Origin of the sequence: Streptomyces phaeochromogenes, from assembly GCF_001418655.1 — a bacterium.
In the GTDB taxonomy this organism is placed as follows: domain Bacteria; phylum Actinomycetota; class Actinomycetes; order Streptomycetales; family Streptomycetaceae; genus Streptomyces; species Streptomyces phaeochromogenes.
In genome coordinates this window covers 18,313-38,236 of record NZ_LIQZ01000352.1, presented here as the reverse complement: position 1 = coordinate 38,236, position 19,924 = coordinate 18,313, and the positions used below count along the sequence as shown (strand labels likewise).

The 19,924-nt window shown below is 70.7% G+C and carries 19 protein-coding genes; 11 read left to right on the top strand and 8 right to left on the bottom strand.

The features are described from left to right. The first annotated feature begins 53 nt into the window (after positions 1-53). The 3 genes from ureG (at position 54) to AOK17_RS37585 (ending at position 3,239) form a co-directional block, all read left to right on the top strand. Positions 54-737, top strand: a complete 684-nt coding sequence (gene ureG / locus AOK17_RS37595; protein WP_055617092.1) for an urease accessory protein UreG — start codon at positions 54-56, stop codon at positions 735-737. Beyond that, entirely contained in the window at positions 734-1,507 is a 774-nt protein-coding gene (locus AOK17_RS37590) for an urease accessory protein UreD (protein ID WP_055617097.1), read from the top strand. The genes ureG and AOK17_RS37590 overlap by 4 nt, the downstream gene beginning before the upstream one ends. A 145-nt stretch (positions 1,508-1,652) precedes the next feature. Then, complete coding sequence (locus tag AOK17_RS37585) at positions 1,653-3,239, top strand: alpha/beta hydrolase (protein WP_055617091.1); 1,587 nt, start codon at positions 1,653-1,655, stop codon at positions 3,237-3,239. A 64-nt stretch (positions 3,240-3,303) separates the two neighbouring features. On the opposite strand, the gene AOK17_RS37580 is transcribed toward AOK17_RS37585, so the two are convergent. The 3 genes from AOK17_RS37580 to AOK17_RS37570 form a co-directional block, all read right to left on the bottom strand. Then, positions 3,304-4,317 (bottom strand): NAD-dependent epimerase/dehydratase family protein, encoded by a 1,014-nt coding sequence (locus AOK17_RS37580; protein ID WP_055617090.1) that lies wholly within the window; start codon positions 4,315-4,317, stop codon positions 3,304-3,306. 102 nt (positions 4,318-4,419) lie between these two features. Further along, a complete protein-coding gene (locus tag AOK17_RS37575) occupies positions 4,420-5,148 on the bottom strand; it encodes a lysophospholipid acyltransferase family protein (RefSeq protein ID WP_055617089.1) in 729 nt (242 codons plus the stop codon). A 155-nt stretch (positions 5,149-5,303) separates the two neighbouring features. Then, a complete protein-coding gene (locus AOK17_RS37570) occupies positions 5,304-6,512 on the bottom strand; it encodes a CdaR family transcriptional regulator (RefSeq protein WP_055617088.1) in 1,209 nt (402 codons plus the stop codon). Positions 6,513-6,829: 317 nt separating this feature from the next. On the opposite strand from AOK17_RS37570, the gene AOK17_RS37565 reads away from it, so the two are divergent. The 4 genes from AOK17_RS37565 to AOK17_RS37550 are packed head-to-tail and all read left to right on the top strand — an operon-like array spanning position 6,830 to position 10,600. After that, complete coding sequence (locus AOK17_RS37565; RefSeq protein ID WP_245697622.1) at positions 6,830-7,723, top strand: substrate-binding periplasmic protein; 894 nt, start codon at positions 6,830-6,832, stop codon at positions 7,721-7,723. A gap of 14 nt (positions 7,724-7,737) precedes the next feature. Beyond that, complete coding sequence (locus AOK17_RS37560) at positions 7,738-8,505, top strand: amino acid ABC transporter permease (protein WP_055617086.1); 768 nt, start codon at positions 7,738-7,740, stop codon at positions 8,503-8,505. Then, positions 8,502-9,296: an amino acid ABC transporter ATP-binding protein gene (locus AOK17_RS37555; protein ID WP_055617085.1), complete on the top strand. Its 795-nt coding sequence runs from the start codon at positions 8,502-8,504 to the stop codon at positions 9,294-9,296. Before AOK17_RS37560 ends, AOK17_RS37555 begins: the two co-directional genes overlap by 4 nt. Beyond that, positions 9,293-10,600, top strand: coding sequence for an NAD(P)/FAD-dependent oxidoreductase (locus AOK17_RS37550; RefSeq protein ID WP_245697620.1), 1,308 nt, complete (start codon positions 9,293-9,295; stop codon positions 10,598-10,600). The genes AOK17_RS37555 and AOK17_RS37550 overlap by 4 nt, the downstream gene beginning before the upstream one ends. Before the next feature lie 150 nt (positions 10,601-10,750). Here the strand turns inward: AOK17_RS37550 and rocD are convergent, their stop codons facing one another. From rocD to AOK17_RS37535, 3 genes are all read right to left on the bottom strand, one after another. Beyond that, a complete protein-coding gene (rocD, locus tag AOK17_RS37545) occupies positions 10,751-11,983 on the bottom strand; it encodes an ornithine--oxo-acid transaminase (RefSeq protein WP_055617084.1) in 1,233 nt (410 codons plus the stop codon). Then, positions 11,980-12,801 (bottom strand): dimethylargininase, encoded by an 822-nt coding sequence (gene ddaH / locus AOK17_RS37540; RefSeq protein WP_055617083.1) that lies wholly within the window; start codon positions 12,799-12,801, stop codon positions 11,980-11,982. The genes rocD and ddaH overlap by 4 nt, the downstream gene beginning before the upstream one ends. Before the next feature lie 193 nt (positions 12,802-12,994). Continuing rightward, entirely contained in the window at positions 12,995-13,483 is a 489-nt protein-coding gene (locus tag AOK17_RS37535; protein ID WP_055617082.1) for an Lrp/AsnC family transcriptional regulator, read from the bottom strand. A gap of 77 nt (positions 13,484-13,560) precedes the next feature. On the opposite strand from AOK17_RS37535, the gene AOK17_RS37530 reads away from it, so the two are divergent. The 4 genes from AOK17_RS37530 to AOK17_RS37515 all read left to right on the top strand — a co-directional run bounded on the left by AOK17_RS37530 (position 13,561) and on the right by AOK17_RS37515 (position 17,734). Then, positions 13,561-14,316, top strand: a complete 756-nt coding sequence (locus AOK17_RS37530) for a LytR/AlgR family response regulator transcription factor (protein WP_055617081.1) — start codon at positions 13,561-13,563, stop codon at positions 14,314-14,316. An 11-nt stretch (positions 14,317-14,327) separates the two neighbouring features. Beyond that, entirely contained in the window at positions 14,328-14,684 is a 357-nt protein-coding gene (locus AOK17_RS37525) for a hypothetical protein (RefSeq protein ID WP_055617080.1), read from the top strand. Positions 14,685-14,795: 111 nt separating this feature from the next. After that, positions 14,796-16,523: a sodium/solute symporter gene (locus AOK17_RS37520; protein WP_055617079.1), complete on the top strand. Its 1,728-nt coding sequence runs from the start codon at positions 14,796-14,798 to the stop codon at positions 16,521-16,523. Continuing rightward, positions 16,520-17,734 carry a sensor histidine kinase gene (locus tag AOK17_RS37515; RefSeq protein ID WP_055617078.1) on the top strand — a complete coding sequence of 405 codons (1,215 nt, stop codon included), beginning with the start codon at positions 16,520-16,522 and terminating at the stop codon, positions 17,732-17,734. Before AOK17_RS37520 ends, AOK17_RS37515 begins: the two co-directional genes overlap by 4 nt. Before the next feature lie 53 nt (positions 17,735-17,787). On the opposite strand, the gene AOK17_RS50365 is transcribed toward AOK17_RS37515, so the two are convergent. After that, the gene (locus tag AOK17_RS50365; RefSeq protein ID WP_107102596.1) at positions 17,788-17,946 is read right to left on the bottom strand and encodes a hypothetical protein; all 159 of its coding nucleotides are present in this window, start codon (positions 17,944-17,946) and stop codon (positions 17,788-17,790) included. A 13-nt stretch (positions 17,947-17,959) separates the two neighbouring features. Further along, positions 17,960-19,915, bottom strand: a complete 1,956-nt coding sequence (locus tag AOK17_RS37510) for a serine/threonine-protein kinase (protein WP_055617077.1) — start codon at positions 19,913-19,915, stop codon at positions 17,960-17,962. Between the last annotated feature and the right edge of the window lie 9 nt (positions 19,916-19,924).

The window sequence follows — 19,924 nt, the reverse complement described above, 5'->3', positions numbered from 1 at the left end:
CACGCAGAGAAAGACACGCAGAGAAAGACACGCAGAGAAAAGGAGCCGCCACCATGCACCTCGATCACCTTCACACTCATGACGGCCCCCCGGCCGTAAGCGCCGACGCCCACCGGCCCGACGGGCGGCGGCGGGCGTTGCGGATCGGGCTCGGGGGGCCCGTCGGGTCCGGGAAGACCGCTACCGTGGCGGCGCTCTGTCGGGTTCTGCGGGATGAGTTGTCGTTGGCGGTTGTCACCAATGACATCTATACGCGGGAGGACGCCGAGTTTCTGTTGCGGGAGGCTGTGTTGCCGCCGGAGCGGATCACTGCCGTGGAGACCGGGGCCTGTCCGCACACGGCGATTCGGGACGACATCTCCGCGAATCTCGAAGCCGTCGAGGATCTGGAGGACGAGGTCGGGCCGCTGGATCTTGTTCTTGTCGAGTCCGGGGGTGACAACCTCACCGCGACCTTCAGCAAAGGGCTTGTCGACGCTCAGATTTTCGTGATCGATGTCGCGGGCGGGGACGACATTCCGCGGAAGGGCGGTCCTGGGGTTACCACCGCCGACCTGCTCGTCGTCAACAAGACCGATCTCGCTCCGTACGTCGGTTCCGACCTCGGGCGGATGGCTGCCGACGCCAAGGCGCAGCGGGCCGAACTGCCGGTGGTGTTCCAGTCGTTGCGGGCCGAGGACGGGGTGAAGGACGTCGCCGCCTGGGTGCGGGTGCAGCTCGCCGCGTGGACGGCATGACCGCCGGAGACGCAGGCGTGACCGGAGTGCGCGCCCTGGCGCGGATCGGGGCGCGGGCCGACGGGCGGGGCGGTACTGCCCTGCCCACGCTGGAGGGGCAGGGGCCGCTCGCCCTGCGCCGCACGCGGGCCAGTGGTTCCGAGGCGCGGGTCATGCTGGTCGGGGCGATGAGCGGGCCCCTGGGCGGCGATCACTTCACGGTCGAGGCGGAGGTCGGTGAGGGTGCGCGGCTGCACGTCGGGTCGGCCGCCGCCACCATCGCGCTGCCGGGGCAGGCCAAGGGCGAGGCACGCTACGACGTACGGCTCACGGTGGCCGAAGGCGGTGAACTGCGCTGGCTGCCCGAGCAGTTGATCTCCGCCAATGGCAGTGAGCTGTGCGTGAGTACGGGTGTGGACCTCGCTGTCGGCGCGCGGCTGGTGCTGCGCGAGGAGCAGGTGCTCGGGCGAGCCAACGAGGAGCCCGGGCGGCTTTCCAGTCGGCTCACCGTGCGGCTCGACGGGCGTCCGTTGCTCGACCAGGAGCTCTCCTGCGGGCCCGGGGCGCCGGGTGGATGGGACGGTCCCGCCGTGCTTGCCGGGCACCGCGCGCTCGGGCAACTCATCGTCGTACGACCGGAGTTCGGCGGGAAGCCGGTCGAGGCGCGGTTGCTGGGGGAGTACGCCGTGCTTACTCCGCTCGCCGGTCCCGGGGTGCTTGTGACCGCGCTCGCGCCCGACGCGCTGCGTCTGCGGCGCATCCTCGACGAGGCGCTCGGCGCACTCGCCTGAAACAAACCGCACCGCTCAACGGGCAGTGATGTTCCGGTTATCGGATTGGCAAAGAAGCCACTTCACCCCTGTTCTCAGGGACCTCACAGCCGGAAGGATCCCCCTACTGACCACAACGACAGTAGACAGTAGGGGGAGGACTCACTTGAGGGGTTTGAGAAGGGCGACGGCGTTCGGCTCGGCCGGAGCGCTCGTCACAGCGACGCTGATAGCCGGCGCCGTCGCGGCCCCGACGGCCAGCGCGGAAAGCCGCCACGGCCAGGACAGCCAGACGCGCGGCGCCGAGATCGCCGCCGCTCGCGCGGCAAAGGCAGGCATCGACTGGACGGACTGTCCGGCCGACTGGGGGATCGCGAAGCCCATCCAGTGCGGTTGGGTCACCGTCCCGCTCGACTACGCGAAGCCCAACGGCAAGAAGATCAAGCTCGCCGTGGACCGCATCGGCAACACGGGTACCAAGGCGGAGCGCCAGGGCGCACTCGTCTACAACCCGGGCGGCCCCGGCGGCTCCGGACTGCGCTTCCCGACCCGGGTCACCAACAAGAACCCGCTGTGGGTGAAGGCGTCGAAGGCATACGACTTCGTGGGCTTCGACCCGCGCGGCGTCGGCCACTCGGCGCCCATCTCCTGCATCGACCCGCAGGAGTTCGTGAAGGCGCCGAAGATGGACCCGGTGCCCGACTCCGAGGCCGACAAGCGCGCCCAGCGCAAGCTCGCCGCCGAGTACGCGGACGGCTGCGCCGAGCGCAGCGGCGACATGCTGCCGCAGATGACGACCCCCAACACCGTCCGTGACCTGGATGTCATCCGGGCCGCGCTCGGCGAGAAGAAGCTCAACTTCCTGGGCGTCTCGTACGGCACGTACATCGCCGCCGTCTACGGCACGATGTACCCGACCCACGTCCGCCGCATGATCGCGGACAGCGTCGTCAACCCGTCGCGCGAGAAGATCTGGTACGAGGCCAACCTCGACCAGGACGTCGCCTTCGAGATGCGCTGGAAGGACTGGCAGGACTGGGTCGCCAAGAACGACGCGGCCTTCCACCTCGGCGACACCCGGGCCAAGGTCCAGGAGCAGTGGCTGAAGCTGCGTGCCACCGCCAAGAAGAACCCCATCGGCGGGGTCGTCGGCCCGGCCGAGCTCATCGGCTTCTTCCAGAGCGCCCCGTACTACGACTCGTCGTGGGTGCCGGTCGCGACCGTCTTCAGCAAGTACGTCGCCGGTGACACCCAGGCACTCGTCGACGCCGCGGCTCCCGACCCGTCGGACACCGCGGGCAACATCGCCTCGGAGAACGGCAACGCCGTCTACACGGCCGTCGAGTGCACCGACGCCAAGTGGCCCACCAGCTGGAAGAAGTGGGACCGCGACAACACCAAGCTGCACAAGAACTACCCGTTCATGACGTGGGCCAACGCCTGGCTGAACCTGCCGTGCGCGACCTGGCCCGCCAAGCAGCAGACCCCGGTCAACGTGAAGTCCGGCAAGGGTCTGCCGCCCGTCCTGATCGTGCAGGCCACGCGTGACGCCGCAACTCCCTACGAGGGTGGCGTCGAGCTGCACAAGCGGTTCAAGGGCTCCCGCCTGATCACCGAGAAGGACGCGGGCTCGCACGGTGTGACCGGTCTGGCCAACCCGTGCATCAACGACCGGGTGGACACCTACCTGCTCACCGGCAAGGTCGACTCGGCCGACGTGACGTGCACCCCGCACGCCACGCCCAAGCCGTAGCAGTAGGAGCTAGTAGCAAGTAGTACGTGGGTGAGGGGCGGTCGGGATTCCGGCCGCCCCTCGTTCATGCCCGCAGCCAGGCGTCCTCCGCCGCGTAGTCGAAGAGGTCGCCGTAGTTCTGGAACATCTTCGGGTACGCCTCCCGCCAGTCCCGGCCTGCCAGTTGCCCCTCGATCCAGGCGACCGTGTCCGGCAGCGTCTCCGCGTACCGCACCACCGCCCGGTATCCCAACTCCCGTTCGGCGGCGGCCATGTCGCAGACCACCGGGTGCGGAACCGACCACGGGGTGTCGCCCACGGTCTCGGTGGGTGCGGGTCCGTCGACCAGGACGCTCTCGGTATCGACGCCCATCACCGCGTCGACGGCGACGGCGATCTCCGCCACCGTGGGCGCGTCGGGATCGACGGCGTTCAGCACCCGGGCGCCGGGCTTCCGCGCGGCCAGCCGGACGAGTTCCGCGATGTTGTGGACGCTCGCCGGATGGAACCGGCTCTCCCCGCCGTACGCGAGTACGCGCCGCCGCCGGCCGTCCAGGTTGCGCTTGACGAAGTACAGCTCGCGCGGGGTACGGCAGTGCGGCCCGTGGATCGCGCCCGCTCGCAACAGCGTGGTCGGCAACTCGTCGGCCGCGGCGAGGAGTTCACGCTCCAGACCGGCCTTGCGGGTGCTGTAGGAGGTTTCGCCGGGCGCGATGGTCCGCTGGTCCTCCGACAGGGGCACCGGATACTCGGGGAATCCGTCGGGCTGTTCCTGCGTATCGAAGTTGCGGCCCTTGTCGTCCTCGTACACCGACAGGCTTGAGACCACCACGGCTGATCCGACGCGACCGGCCAGATTCGTCAACTGCCGTGCGTGCTCCGGCCCGTAGGCCACCATGTCCACCAGTACGTCGCAGCCGTCGCCGACCGCGGCGGCCAGGGCGGAGTCGTCCGCGCGGTCCGCCCGTGCCGTCCGTACCCCGTCGGGCCAGGACTCGTCCCGCCCGCCGCCCCGCGAGACGGCCGTCACCTCCCAGCCGTCCGTGGCGAGCGCCCCCACGGCCACCCGCCCGATCTGTCCCGTCGCTCCGATCACCACAGCTCGTCCCATGCGGCGACCGTAGGGCCCCGGCCGCAGGGATCCCAGTGCATTAGCTGTGGGCAGATCGTCCCGGCCCGGCGGACACCGGGCCGGTGACGGTCACCTCAGCGGCATACGGGGGAACTTGCGCTTCGCCTGGGCCGCCTTTTCGGCGGCCTCCTCCGCCTTGACGACGGCCGCGTACCGGTCGACGTACTCCTGCTCGGAGAGGGTGAGGATCGCGTACATGATCTCGTCGGTGATGGCGCGCAGGATCACCTTCTCGTTCTCCATGCCGTCGTAGCGGGAGAATTCGAGGGGCTCCCCGAAGCGGATCGACACGGGGTGGATCTTGGGGATCTTCCGGCCCGGGGGCTGGGCCTCGAAGGTGCCGATCATCGCGCACGGGATGACCGGGACCCCGGCCTTGAGCGCCATCACCGCGACGCCGACCTTGCCCTTGTAGAGGCGGCCGTCGTGCGAGCGCGTGCCCTCCGGGTAGATGCCGAGCAGTTCGTCCTTGCTCAGTACGCCGAGGCCCTCGCGGATGGCCGCCTGGCCCGCGTCCTTGCCGGAGCGGTCCACCGGGATCTGCCCGGCGCTGCGGAAGAAGGCCGCGGTCAGCCGTCCTCTCACGCCCGGGCCTGTGAAGTACTCGGCCTTGGCGAGGAAGGTGATGCGACGCTTGAGGATCGCGGGCATCAGGAAGTGGTCCGAGAACGACAGGTGATTGCCCGCGACGATGGCCGCGCCCGTCGCCGGTACGTGCTCCAGACCCTCGATCCGAGGGCGGAAGACCAGCCGCAACAGCGGTCCCAGAATCACGTACTTGAGAACGTAATAGAACAAGGGGTCGCTCCTCACTTCACAGGATCGGCTCAACCGCCGCGTTCTGGCTGGTCAACAGGTGTGCTGCGGGACGCCAGTGTATGTGCAGAGGCGGATCTCCGTAACCGTCCCCGAACGCACTCATGCTGCCCCGCTGTGCTCTTCCGGACCACCTGTCAGGGCAGTACCTGGCTCGATCCTGCCGCGTCGCCGCTGCCCAACTGGTCGGCCAGGCAGGCGAGATACAGCGCCATGGTGGTCCGGTGCTCCCGCAGGGGCCGGCCGGTGATCTGCTCGATCTTGTTCATGCGGTAGACCACGGTGTTGCGGTGGACGTGCAGGGCCGCGGACGCCCGTACGAGGTTGAAGCCGTTCTCGCACCATGCGGTGATCGTGTCGCGGAGCACCGGCCAGTCCGGCTGGGCGCGCAGGTCCGTGGCGGTCAGGGCGAGCAGGCGGTTGCGCGCGGGCTGGCCGACCGCGGCCAGCACCTGGTGGACCCGCAGATCGGTGATCAGGTGGACGGGGACACGGCCCGCCAGCCGGGCGCCGAGGCGCAGCGCGTCGCACGCGTCCTGGTACGAGTCGTGCAGGGCGCCGACCGAGCCGGCCGGTTCGCCGATTCCGGCGCGGGCCGTGAGGCCGCCCTGCGCGGCGATGAGGTCGGTGACGCGCCGGCAGCCGACGGACAGGGCGTCCTCGGGGTGGTCGGACTGGAGCCGGTGCAGTACGCCGATCCAGCCGGGAGCCGTCGTGGCGATGATGTCCTGCGGGTCGGCGAACACCTCGCGGACCGTGCGGAGCAGTTCCGAACGGACCAGCGCCATGTCCCGCGTCGGCGTGCCGTGCCGACGGCCGCCCGTGTCCGGCACGGTCACCTCGAAGGCCACCGCGACCCGCCGCAACCGCAGGTCGAAGCCCAGCTCGGCGGCCCGGAAGACGAGGAAGTCGCCCTCCACCACCTGCGGGTCGTACGAGGCGATGTCGGCCAGCAGCTTCTCCGCCGCCCGCTCGGCGAGCAGCCGCGAGCGGAGCATCACCGACTCCCGGAGCAGGATCTCCGTCTGCCGCTTCACCAGCAGGCCGAAGCGGCGCACCTGGGCGGGCGTACCGGTGATCCCGACCGTCCCCACCGCCTGCCCGTCGGTGACCAGCGGCAGGGTGACACCCGGGCGTACGCCCTGGAGCAGATGTGCCTGCGACGCGTTGTGCGTGGCCGGTTCCTGTGTACGGATCACCTCGACGGACGCCTCGTGGAACGTGCCGACCCGGTGGGTGTCGCCGCTGCCGATGACCATCCCGTCCGCGTCGGTGATCAGCACGTTGAAGCCGATGACCGCGGAGGTGTCCCCGGCGATCTCCTGGGCGAGCGACGGACTCAGCACGGGTTTTCCTCCCGTCGAGGGGACGGATCGGAGACGGACCGGGGGCGGGATCGGTGGTTGGTCGGCGGCGGATCGGCGATGGATCCGAGGTGTCGAAGTGGACGCACCGTACAGCAGACCGCGGGATTTCGGCCGCAAGTTCGTACGAAGTGAACGGTGACGCACGACCGGCCGGTCCCTAGCGTATGAGCCCATCACATCCCCGCCGGGGGCACAGCGCGGTGAACGGCGGGCCCCTTCACTGCCGATACCCGTGCCGTTACGGAAGGCCCAAGCCGATGATCCGTGTGCGCTCACTTGTCGCTGTTCTGTCAGCGATGCTCCTGATACCGGCGGTCGCCGGCTGTGGTTCGGACGGCGACGACGAACCGAAGAACGTCTCCGCGAAGACCGCCGCGCTGGGCACGATCACGCCAGGCGTGATCAAGGTGGCCGTCCAGCCGTACGCGCCCTACACCAGCGTCCAGGGCGACAAGATCGTCGGCCTGGACGGCGACATCCTCGCCTACGCGGCCAAGAAGCTCGGCCTTGAGGTCAAGCCCCAGGTGACGGACTTCGCGGGCATGCTCGCCGGGGTGCAGTCCCGCCGCGTGGACATCACCATCGGCGGCGTCGCCTGGTCCGCCGACCGGCAGAAACAGGGCCTGTTCACCGACCCGCCCTACTACTCGCCCCCGGCGATGGCCGTACGGTCCGGCAAGACGTACAAGACGGTCGACGACCTGAAGGGCCTGCAGCTCGGGACGGTCGAGGGATACGTCTGGGTCAAGTCCATCCAGGCCGTGCCCGATGCCAAGCTGCACGCCTACCCCGACGCCAACGGCGTGTTCGACGACCTCGGCGCGGGCCGCGTGGACGTCGGCTTCCTCGACCCGCTGATCATCATCGCGGCACAGAAGGGACGGCCGGAGCTGAAGATCGACACCCAGTACATGACGCCGCCGACCGCCGCACAGGTCAAGGCGAAGCCGGCGTACGAGTACTTCCAGCCGTACCAGACCGGCTTCTACCTGCCCAAGAAGGCCACCAAGCTGGAGAAGGCCATCTCCGCGCAGATCGACGCCATGTACGAGAACGGCGAGCTGGAGAAGCTCGTCAAGAAGTACGGCGGCGACCCCGAGCAGTTCCTCAAGCCCTCCGCCGACGTCGCGACCGCGCGCCGGGGAGTGGACCGGCCCCAGGACTGGACGCCCCCGTCCATCGCGCAGTGAGCGGAGGAGCAGCCATGAACGACATCGCCTCCGGCCTCTTCCAGGTCCCCTGGTCCGAATACCGGCCCGACCTCCTCGACGCGCTCTGGCGCACCGTCTCCTACACGGCGGTGAGCTTCGTCGGCGCGGTGCTCCTCGGCCTGGCCGTGGCACTGCTGCGGCTGAGCAAGGCATGGCCCGCGCGGGCCGTCGCCGCCGTCTACACCGAGGTCTTCAAGAACGTCCCGCTGCTGGCCATCATCTTCCTGACCTACTTCGGCCTGGCCTCGGCCGGGCTGCGGCTGGACGTCTTCACGGCCGGCTGTCTGAGCCTCGTCGTCTTCTACGCCGCCTACCTGTCCGAGATCTTCCGCTCCGCGATCAGCGGCGTACACGCCGGACAGACCGAGGCGGGCGAGGCGCTCGGCCTCGGCAGGACCGGCATCTTCAGCCACATCGTCCTGCCCCAGGCCCTGCGGCAGGCGCTGCCCGGCACCAACACCATGCTGGTCGACCTGCTGAAGTCCACCTCGCTGCTCGTCACCGTCTCCGCCGCCGAGCTGATGTCCGAAGGACGGCTCATCACGTCGGCCACCTTCCGGGCACTGGAGGTCTACCTGGTCATCTCGGCCATCTACTTCGCCCTCTGCTACCCGCTTTCCCAGCTCCTCCTGCTGCTGGAGCGGAAGGTACGGGCCGGCGTTCCGCTGTCCCCGTGGCGCCGGCGCCGGATGCGGGCGGCCCGCGTGCTGCTCGCGAGCGACCTCGTAGTGGACGCCGACCGGAAGGAGGCGACGGTATGACCGAGCCCGTCACCACCACCAAGACCACCGCACCTGTGACCCCCGAGGCGGTCGTACGGATCGACGGGCTGAGCAAGTCCTTCGACGGCCGCCTCGTGCTCGACGACGTGCGCCTGGAGGTCGGCCGTGGCCGCATCGTGAGCGTCATCGGCCAGAGCGGCGGCGGCAAGACGACCCTGATGCGCTGCGTCAACCTCCTCGAACGGCCGGACAAGGGCACGGTCGAGGTCGCCGGGGAGGTCGTACACGAAGGCGGCCGTACGGTCTGCCGCGACCTGGCCCGGCTGCGCCGCACCGTCGGCATGGTCTTCCAGCGGTTCCATCTGTTCCCGCACCTCACGGCCGTCGAGAACGTCGTCCTCGCCCAGCGCAAGGCGGGCATCCCCGAACAGGAGGCGCTGGAACGGGCCGTCGCCCTGCTGCGCCGCGTCAAGGTCGCCCACCGCGCCCTCGCCCACCCCGACCAGCTCTCCGGCGGCGAGCAGCAGCGCGTCGCCATCGCCCGGGCCCTCGCGCTCAAGCCCGAGGTGCTCCTCTTCGACGAACCCACGTCCTCCCTGGACCCGGAGGCCACCCGGGAGGTCCTCAGCGTGATGCGCGAACTCGCCGCGGACGGGATGACCATGCTCCTGGTCACCCACGAACTGCCCTTCGCCCGCGAGGTGGCCGACCACGTCGTCTTCGTCGACGGCGGCCGGATCGTGGAGGAGGGCAGGCCCGAGGACGTCCTCGACAGCCCCGCCCAGGCCCGTACCCGGGAGTTCCTCGCCTCGTACGGAACCGCGTCATGACCGCTGCGTCCACCGCGGCCGGTACGACGGGACCGGTCGGCGACCACCCCGTCGTGGTCGTAGGAGGAGGCGTCGTCGGACTGTGCACGGCGTACTACCTGGCCGTGGCCGGTGTCCCCGTGGAGGTCGTCGAGCGGCGCGGCCTCGGCTCCGGGGTGTCCCGGGGCAACGCCGGCTGGGTCTGCCTCAGCCATTCGACGCCGGTGCCCGCCCCGGGTGTCGTGCGCTACGCGTTGCGTTCGCTGGGCCGGCCCGACTCGCCGCTCTATCTGCGGCCGTTGCCCGACCCGGCGTTCGTACGGTGGCTGTGGCGGTTCTGGCGCAGCAGCACGCCTGCTGCCTTCCGGCGCGGTTACGCGGCGATCGCCGAGCTCAACCAGGACACGTTCGACCTCTTCGACGGTCTGCGCGAGGCCGGGGTCGACACGACGTTGACCCGGCCCGGCATGGTCCACGCCTTCCTGTCGGCGACCGAGGCCCGGCACCATCTCGCGGTCCAGCGGGAGATGGCGGACGGCCGCTATCCGATGCCCGACGACGTGACCACGGGTCCCGATGCGCGGCTGTTGGACGACGCGCTGTCGTCCCGGGTGCGGGCGGCCTATCTCGTCGAGGGGGAGGGGGTGGTCGACCCCGAGGCGTTCGCCCGTGCGCTGGGGGAGGCCTTGGCGACCCTGGGCGTGAAGGTCCATGAGAACGCGGAGGCCACCGGGTTCCGGTCCTCGGGCGGGCGGGTCACCGCGCTGCGCACCGCCCAGGGGGAGATTCCCTGCTCGGCCGTCGTGGTCGCGGCCGGGATGCGTTCGCCGGGTCTGCTGCGTGACCTGGGGAGTCCGCTGCCCCTCCAGGCCGGCAAGGGCTACAGCTTCTCGGTGGACCTGGATCCGGCGCCCCGGCACACGTTGTACTTCGGCGAGCGCAGGGCTGTCGCCTCGCCCATCGGAGGTACGACGCGGATCGGCGGGACGATGGAGCTGAGCGGGAACAACAACCGCCTCGACTGGCGTCGCATCGTGGCTGTCGCGCTTGCGAGTCGGCACTATCTGGGGCGTTGGTTCGACGATCCGGACGACCTCGTCAGCCTGATCCGGGATCCCTGGGTCGGGGGGCGGCCCTTCCTTCCCGACGGGCTTCCGGTGATCGACCGTGTGCCGGGGCACGAGAACGCCTTCGCGGCCACCGGGCACGGGATGCTCGGGGTCACGCTCGGGCCGGTCACGGGGCGGCGGCTCGCCGAGTACATCCGTACGGGGCGGAGGCCCGAAGCCCTCGCGCCGTTTCGGTTCGATCGGCTTCTGTCCTGAGCCGGCGTGCCTCGGACGGGGTGGGGTGTTGGCTGCGGGCCGGTAGGGGCTGGTCGCGCAGTTCCCCGCGCCCCTAAATGAATTGGGAGCGCCCCCCGCCTGGTGCGTGAGGGGCGCCCCCAAGAAATCCCTGGTGGGGCACCCGAGCCGTCAGGCCCCTTCCGTCAGTACCTTTTCCAGGGAACCAAGCGCCGTCCGGAGTTCCTCGCCCGTGATCGTCAGGGGCGGGGCGAGCCGGATCGTCGAGCCGTGGGTGTCCTTCACCAGGACCCCTTCGCGCATGAGGCGTTCGCTGATGTCGCGGCCGGTGCCGATGGCGGGGTCGATGTCCACGCCCGCCCACAGGCCGCGGGCCCGGAAGCCCTGGACGCCCTTGCCGACGAGGGCGGTCAGACCGCCCCGCAGCACGATGCCCAACTCCGCGGCCCTGCGCTGGTATTCGCCGGTCTCCAGCAGTTCCACGACGGCCGAGCCGACCGCCGCGGACAGCGGGTTGCCGCCGAACGTCGACCCGTGCTCGCCGGGGCGCAGCACCTGAAGGACATCGCGTCGGGCGACCACCGCGGAGACGGGCACGATGCCGCCGCCGAGCGCCTTGCCGAGCAGGATCATGTCCGGGACGACGTCCTCGTGCTCGACGGCGAGCGTGCGTCCCGTACGGCCGAGGCCGGACTGGATCTCGTCCGCGATGAACAGGCATCCGGTGCGCCGGGTCAGTTCGCGGACGCCGCGCAGATAGCCGTCGTCGGGGATGACGACACCCGCCTCGCCCTGGATCGGCTCGATCAGGACGGCCGCGGTCGTCTCGTCGATCGCCGCTTCGAGTGCGGCGAGGTCGTTGTACGGGACCACGCGGAAGCCCGGCGTGAAGGGGCCGAAGCCGGCGCGGGCCGTCTCGTCGGTGGAGAAGCTGACGATGGTCGTCGTACGGCCGTGGAAGTTGTCCGCGGCCACGACGATGGTCGCCTGGTCCGGTGCGACGCCCTTCACCTCGTACGCCCACTTGCGGGCCACCTTGATGGCGCTCTCCACGGCCTCGGCGCCCGTGTTCATCGGCAGCACCATGTCCAGGCCCGTCAACTCGGCCAGGGACTCGGCGAATTGAGCCAGCCGGTCGTTGTGGAACGCACGCGAGGTGAGCGTCAGCTGGTCGAGCTGCCGGTGTGCCGCCTCGATCAGCGCCGGGTGGCGGTGCCCGAAGTTGAGGGCCGAGTAACCGGCCAGCATGTCGAGGTAGCGGCGGCCCTCGACGTCCTCGACCCAGGCGCCCTCGGCGCGCGCGACGACCACGGGCAGCGGGTGGTAGTTGTGCGCGAGGACGGGCTCCTCGGCGCGGATCAGCTCGGCGGACGAACGCAGGGAGCGGCTGGGAGCGACGGTCATGAGCGGATCTCCTGGGTGCAGCACTTGATTCCCCCGCCTGCCTTCTGGAACTCCGACAGGTCGACGGGGACGGGAACATAGCCGTGGCGGGCGAGTTCGCCTGCGAGCGCCTCGGCGCGCGGCGCGATGAAGACGTGACGGCCGTCCGAGACGGAGTTCAGCCCGAACGCCATCGCGTCCTCGTGCGTGGCGATCACCGCGTCCGGGAACAGCAGCCGGAGCACCTCACGGCTGCCCGCGGAGAAGGCCTCCGGGTAGTACGCGATGTTCGCCTCGGGTCCGTCGTCGAGCACGAACAGCGCGGTGTCCAGGTGGTAGAAGCGCGGGTCCACCAACGTGAGACTGACCGTCGGGACGCCGAAGAACTCCTGCACCTCGTGGTGGGCGGCCCGTTCCGTCCGGAATCCGGTGCCGGCCAGCAGATAGCGGCCGGCGAAGACCAGGTCGCCCTCGCCCTCGCACACCGCCTCGGGGCGGTAGACGTCGAAGCCCGCGTTCTTGAACCACGTCTCGTACGCGGTCGACTCAGGGCGGCGCTGCGGCGCGTGGAAGAGCGAGCCGAAGACCCGGCCGGCCACGACCAGCGCCGAGTTCGCGGCGAAGACCATGTCCGGCAGACCGGCGACCGGTTCCACGCTGTCGACGGTGTGGCCGTGGGCGCGGTAGGCGCGGACCATGTCCGCCCACTGTCCTCGGGCCAGATCGACGTCGACCTGTGTGTCCTCATGCATCCAGGGATTGATGGCGTACTGCACGGCGAAGTGTCTGGGTTCGCAGACAAGAAAGCGCCTCGATCGCGGCACACGGCTCATGGGCACAGAGGGGTTCCTCCGCTTTCCTGCGGTGTTGGGTGGGATACCTCAACGGTAGGAAGCGGAGGCCGGTCTCGACAAGAATCGGAGATTGCGCGTCACCGCAGGGATGCTGCGTCTTCCGGCCGGTCGACGCACGATTGCTGCGTGGGCGGTCCGGAGGCGGCTCACTCCCGCTGTTCGGGGGGTCGGGAAACGCTCACGCCTCCGGAGCTGGCTGGCTCGCGCCCGCCTCCGGGCTCTCCGGCAACAGGTGCGACAGCACCATGTAGCTGATCGTCTTGCGGATGAACGGCTCCACCCGGATCCGCTCCAGCACCTCCTCGAAGTGCTCCACGTCCCGGGCCCGCACATGCAGCAGCGCGTCCGCGCCACCGGTCACCGTCATGGCGGCGGTGATCTCGGGATGGTTGCGCATCACCTCCGCGAGCCGCCGGGGCGGGGCGGCGCCCTCGCAGTACACCTCCACGTACGCCTCCGTACGCCAGCCCAGCGCGGCCGGCTCCACCGTCGCGGAGAACCCGGTGATCACGCCGGTCTCGCGCATCCGGTCGACCCGGCGCTTGACCGCGGTGGCGGAAAGACCGACCGCCGCGCCGATCTCGGCGAAGCTCGTGCGGGCGTTCGCCATCAGAGCCGTGACGATCTTGCGGTCGAGATCGTCGAAGGGGGCGGACGTGGGTGTCATGCGGGCACTGTATCCAGCGACGACGACCTGGCCCGCCGCATGTGCAGGCGTGCGAATTGCTCCTACACTCCGGGTTCATGCTGCGCGCCCTCGCCGTCGACGACGAACCGCCCTCCCTCGAAGAGCTGCTCTATCTGCTGGACGCCGATCCACGGGTGAGCAGCGTCGAGGGCGCGAGCGATGCCACGGCGGCGCTGCGCCGGATCAACCGCGCCCTGGAGAGCGGCCCCGACGGCGACGAGGGGATCGACGTCGTCTTCCTCGACATCCACATGCCGGGCCTCGACGGGCTCGACATGGCACGGCTGCTCGCCGGGTTCGCCAAACCGCCGCTCGTCGTGTTCGTCACCGCCCACGAGGGCTTCGCGGTGCAGGCCTTCGACCTCAAGGCCGTCGACTACGTCCTGAAGCCCGTACGCAGGGAACGCCTGGCCGAGGCCGTCCGCCGGGCCGTCGAGCAGATGGACGCGGCCCCGCTGATACCCGTGCACGAACCCGACCCGGACCACATATCCGTCGAGCTCGGGGGAGTCACCCGCTTCGTCGCCGTGGAGGACATCACCCACGCCGAGGCCCACGGGGACTACGCACGGCTGCACACCGCCCAGGGCAGCCACCTCGTCCGCATCCCGCTCTCCACCCTTGAGGAACGCTGGCGCTCGCGCGGCTTCGTCCGCATCCACCGCCGTCATCTCGTCGCCCTCGGCCACATCAGCGAACTCCGGCTGGACGCGGGTACCGTCAGCGTCCTGGTCGACTCGGTCGAACTGCAGGTCAGCCGCCGTCACGCACGTGAACTGCGGGACCTGCTGATGCGCCGGACCGCGAGCTGAGGAGGCCCGAGATGCCCCAGGACCCCACCGACCGCCGTGTCGTCGTCACCGGCCCGCCGCGCCGTACGCGCCCGCTGAGCCGCTCCCGGCCGCGCACCGAGATCGACGAGCAGACCACGCTCGGGCACACCTACGTCCGCTCGCTGATGCGCTCCCAACTGCGCGCCGCGCTCACCGTGTTCGCCGTGCTCGTCCTCCTTGTGGGCCCGCTGCCGCTGGTGTTCGCGTCGATGGGCGACAGTTCGAGCCTGGAGTGGATCGTGCTCGGCTTCTGCGTCTATCCGCCGCTGGTGCTCCTCGCCCGCTGGTACGTGCGCCGCGCCGACCGCAACGAGAAGGACTTCGTCCGCCTCGTCGAGGACCGCTAGACGGAGACGGAGATCGAGACCGTGACGGGGATCGAGCCCGAGCCCGAGAACCGCTGAGCCCAGGACGAGAGCACCGCGTGAGCGAGAACAGCCCGTGATCGAGAGCAGCCCGTGAACGAGAACTACGCCGTCCCCGCGGTCGCGCTCGTGGTCGTCGCGACCGTCTTCGTCGGCGCCTTCGGCCTGCGCATATCCCGCACCACCTCGGACTTCTACGTGGCCTCGCGCACGGTCGGCCCCCGGCTGAACGCCGCCGCCATCAGCGGCGAGTACCTCTCCGCCGCCTCCTTCCTCGGCATCGCGGGCCTCGTCCTCGTCCAGGGCCCCGACATGCTCTGGTACCCGGTCGGCTACACCGCCGGCTATCTGGTCCTGCTGCTCTTCGTCGCGGCCCCGCTGCGCCGCTCCGGTGCCTACACGCTCCCGGACTTCGCCGAGGCTCGGCTCGCCTCGCAGGCCGTACGGCGACTGGCCGGGGCCTTCGTCGTCGGCGTCGGCTGGCTCTACCTCCTGCCCCAACTCCAGGGCGCGGGGCTGACGTTGAACGTCCTGACCGGAGCGTCCAAGCCACTCGGCGGCATCATCGTCGCCGTCGTCGTGGTCGCGACCGTCGCCGCGGGCGGCATGCGCAGCATCACCTTCGTACAGGCCTTCCAGTACTGGCTCAAGCTCACCGCCCTGCTGGTCCCCGCGCTCTTCCTGGTCCTCGCCTGGCAGGGCGACGGGGCCCCGGACCGCCCCTTCGACGAACCGGCCACGTTCCGCGAGCACCGGGTCGTCCGCATCGACGCCGGACTCGACCTCAAGCTCGGCCAACCGCTGAGCGTCACCGCGACGGGCACGGTCGACGGCGAGCGGTACGAGGACGAACGGGTCCGGCTCCCGGCCGGCGTCCACCGCATCGAGCAGGGCACCCGGCTCACCTTCACCAAGGGCGACCCGGTCCCCGTCGCCGACCGCGGCAGCAACGGCGGCATGTCCACCTCCCTCGCCGCGGGCCGCGAGGAACGCCCGCTGTACGCCACGTACGGACTGATCCTCGCCACCTTCCTCGGCACCATGGGACTGCCACATGTCGTCGTCCGCTTCTACACCAGCCCGCACGGCGTCGCCGCCCGCCGCACCACCGTCGCCGTGCTCGGCCTGATCGGCGCCTTCTATCTGCTGCCGCCGGTCTACGGAGCGCTGGGCCGCCTGTACGCGCCCGAGCTGACCCTCACCGGGGACGCGGACGCCGCCGTACTGCTGCTGCCCGACCGGGTGATCGGCGGGCTCGGCGGGGACCTGCTGGGCGCGCTGGTGGCGGGCGGCGCCTTCGCCGCGTTCCTGTCCACGGCGTCGGGGCTGACCATGGCGGTGGCGGGCGTGCTCACCCAGGACGTGCTGCCCTCACGCGGCGTACGGCACTTCCGGCTCGGCACGGTCCTCGCCATGATCGTGCCGCTCGCGGCCAGCTCGATCGTCGGCGGACTGCCGGTCGCGGACGCCGTGGGGCTCGCCTTCGCGGTGTCCGCCTCGTCCTTCTGCCCACTGCTCGTCCTCGGCATCTGGTGGCGGCGGCTCACCCCGCCGGGCGCGGCGGCCGGGATGATCGTCGGCGGCGGCTCGGCACTGCTCGCGGTCGCCGCCACGATGGCAGGCTTCCCGGGCACGGGCTCACTGCACGCGCTCCTCGCCTGGCCCGCGCTCTGGTCGGTGCCCCTGGGCTTCCTCACCATGGTGCTGGTGTCCCTCGCGACACCCGGGCGGGTGCCGGTCGGAACGGCCGCCATCCTCGCCCGCTTCCATCTGCCGGAGGAACTGGCCGGGGGCCAGGTACGCGCGGAGGTCAAGGCATGAGCGGTTTCCTGGCCGGGCTCTGCGTGGCCGTACTCCCGCTGCTGGCCGCCGGGTTCTGGCTCGGCCGGCGCACCTCCCGCCCGTCGACCCTCGGCGGCCTCGGCACCCCCGTCGAGCACGCCACCTTCGAGACCCTGCACACCGCGTCGCTCGCCGCCCCGCCACTGAGGGCCGGCCTGACCGGGGAGACGGCCCGTAAATCGGCCCGGCGGCTGCGCACCCTGCTAGGCACCGACGCGCTCTGCCTCACCGACCAGGACACGGTCCTCGCCTGGGAGGGCGTCGGCGAACACCACCGGGACCAGATCATGGAGCGGCTCGGCGGCCCCCTGGAGACCGGCCGCGGCGAGGCCTTCCGCCTCGACTGCGACGAGCCGTACTGCCCGCTGCGCTGGGCCGTCGTCGCCCCGCTCACCGTCGACGACCGGGTGCACGGGGCGCTCGTCGCCTGTGCGCCCCGCGAGTCGGCCGTGCTCGTCCGGGCCACCGGCGAAGTCGCCCGCTGGGTCTCGGTCCAGCTGGAACTCGCCGACCTCGACCAGTCCCGTACGCGCCTGATCGAGGCCGAGATCAGGGCGCTGCGGGCCCAGATATCCCCGCACTTCATCTTCAACTCGCTCGCGGTGATCGCCTCGTTCGTCCGCACCGACCCCGAGCGGGCCCGCGAACTCCTCCTGGAATTCGCCGACTTCACCCGCTACTCGTTCCGCAGGCACGGCGACTTCACCACGCTCGCCGACGAACTGCACGCCATCGACCACTACTTGGCGCTGGTCAGGGCCCGCTTCGGCGACCGGCTCTCGGTCACCCTGCAGATCGCCCCCGAGGTGCTCCCGGTGACCCTGCCCTTCCTCTGCCTCCAGCCGCTCGTCGAGAACGCCGTGAAGCACGGCCTCGAAGGCGGCACCGGGAAGGTCGACAAGAGCCGCATCACCATCACCGCGCAGGACGCGGGCGCCGAGGCACTCGTCGTCATCGAGGACGACGGCCCCGGCATGGACCCCGACCGACTGCGCCGCATCCTGTCCGGCGAGGTCAGCCCCTCGGGCGGCATCGGTCTGTCGAACGTCGACGACCGGCTGCGGCAGGTGTACGGCGACGACTACGGCCTCGTCATCGAGACCGCACTGGGCGCGGGCATGAAAATCACCGCCCGGCTGCCGAAATACCAGCCGGGCGTGCACTCGGCGGGGCGCCTGCCCCGCGAATGAGCCCCCGGGAGAACGACTGCCGTGTTCTCCCGGGGGATGAAGTGCGACGTGCGTCAGGTGGGGCGCGACACCACCATGGCCAGCGTGATCAGACCGAGCACCACCCAGCCGAACCACAGCCAGCCGCTGCTCCCGAGCGCCACCGTGTAGGCCGTGACCACCACCAGTCCGCCTACGGTGAGCACTCCCATGGTCTTCGTAGAACCGGGCATCGCAACACCCTCCTCATGGTTCGTCCCTCTCCATGGTGCCCCCGTCTTTGCGAATTGCAGTGCAGACAACCAAATGTGTGCCCGACTGCCAGGCGCTCTCGCCCACCCAGGAGGAGGATTTGTAGATGTTCGGGTCGTGCCCGTAGTCGTTCGGCGGCATCTCCCGCTGGCAGGCTTCGGTCGATTCGTCCCGCGCCTGTTTCAGCGTCTTGTCGAGGCCCATCTTCAGGAAATCGAGCACTTTCTCCTTGTGGGGGCCCTTGCAGGACACCAGCCTCGCGCTCTCGTCGGAGAGTGCGTCGAGGCAGTCCCGCTTCTGCATGGTGGCCGTGTCGGTGAAGCGCGTGCCCAGCTTCCGGTGGTCACCGAGCGGGCCGTACACCGCGTTGCCGCGCGCGTCCAGCAGCAGGCATGCGACGCGACGCCCGGCGGCGTCGAAGCCGTCGACGGTCGGGATCGCGGCGTACGAGCGTACGCTCGCGAGCCGGCTGCTGGTCAGCTCGGTGCGTTGTGCGCACTGGGCGGCGCCGCCGGCGCGTGCCGCGTCCGCGGACGCCGCCTCGAAGACCGCCATCACCTGGCCTTCGTTGTCATTGCTGCCGCACGACACCACCTTGAGCCCCGGCTGACCGGTGAAGGGGGTGCCCGTTTTCCAGTCGGCGTCCACGCAGTCCCCGTCCTTGAGCGGCTCGGTCAGCCCGATGACCTCTCCGTACGGTGTCCCCGCGCCCTTCCCCGGCAGGTACGCCATCGCGTACCAGGCCCCGCCGCCCGCCAGGGCCAGCCCCAGCGCGGTCGCCAGTACGGCCTTCAGGGCGCGGTGGCGCGGGCGGCGCCTGCTGGTGGTGGGCGGGGGAGGCCCGTAACCCTGCCCCGTCGGCCACGGGGAGGGCACTTGCCCGGGCGGCGGCCAGGTGGCGGGGGTCTCCTGGCCGGGCGCCGCCGAGGACTCCTGGGCGGCCGACGGCGCGTACCACTGCGAGCCGTTCGCGTGGCTCTGGGAGGGCCCGGGTGGCTCGGGGACACGGGGTGCGGCCGTATGGGTGGGCCCGCCCGCCCAGGGCGGCTCCGAGCCGGGGTCGAACTGGGTCCGCGGATGCGACTGCGGCGTCAGAATCGCGGACAGCGCGCCCTCGGCCTCCTCCGCGGTGATCCGGTGGACGGGGTTCTTGGTGAGCATGGCCGCCAGGAGCGACTCCAGCGCGCCCGCGCGCAGCGTCGGACGCGGCTCCTCCAGTACGACGGCGGTGAGCGCCGCGAGCCCCGTATCGCGGTCGAAGGGGCCGTAGCCCTCGACGGCGTAGTAGAGCGTGCAGCCCAGCGAGAACAGGTCGGCCGCTGCGGTGGGCGGCCCGCCCTGGGCCCGCTCGGGCGCCAGATAGCCGGCGGTGCCCACCAGCACGGAGGTCTGCGTGTACCGCGTCTCGCCGCCGTCGGGCTGCACGGAGATGCCGTAGTCCGTGAGCAGCACCCGGGCGTACGGAGAGCCGGCGCGGTCCGGGGCCAGCAGGATGTTGGCGGGCTTCACGTCCCGGTGCATGACGCCCCGCTCGTGCCCGGCCGTCAGCGCGTCGAGCACGGCGAGTCCGACGCGGGCGCACTCGGCGGGGGCCAGTGGCCCGCGCTGGGTGACCAGGGCGTGCAGGTCGAGCGCGCCCGGCACGTACTCCATGACGATCCAGGGCAGGCCCTCGTGCTCCAGGACGTCGTGCACGGTCACCACGTGCGGGTGGCCGCGCAGCCCCGCGGCGTGCCGGGCCTCGGCACGGGCCCGGGCGACCCGGGCCGAGCGGTCGCCGTCCTCGCCCGGGCTGCGGAACACGATCTCCTTGAGCGCGACCTCGCAGGCCAGCCGCTGGTCGTGGGCGAGCCAGACATGTCCCATGCCGCCGCTGCCCAGCTGGTTCAGCAGAAGGTACCGGCCGGCGATGACCCGGCCGACTCCCGACTGCGGTGATCCTGATGCCATCCGGTCACT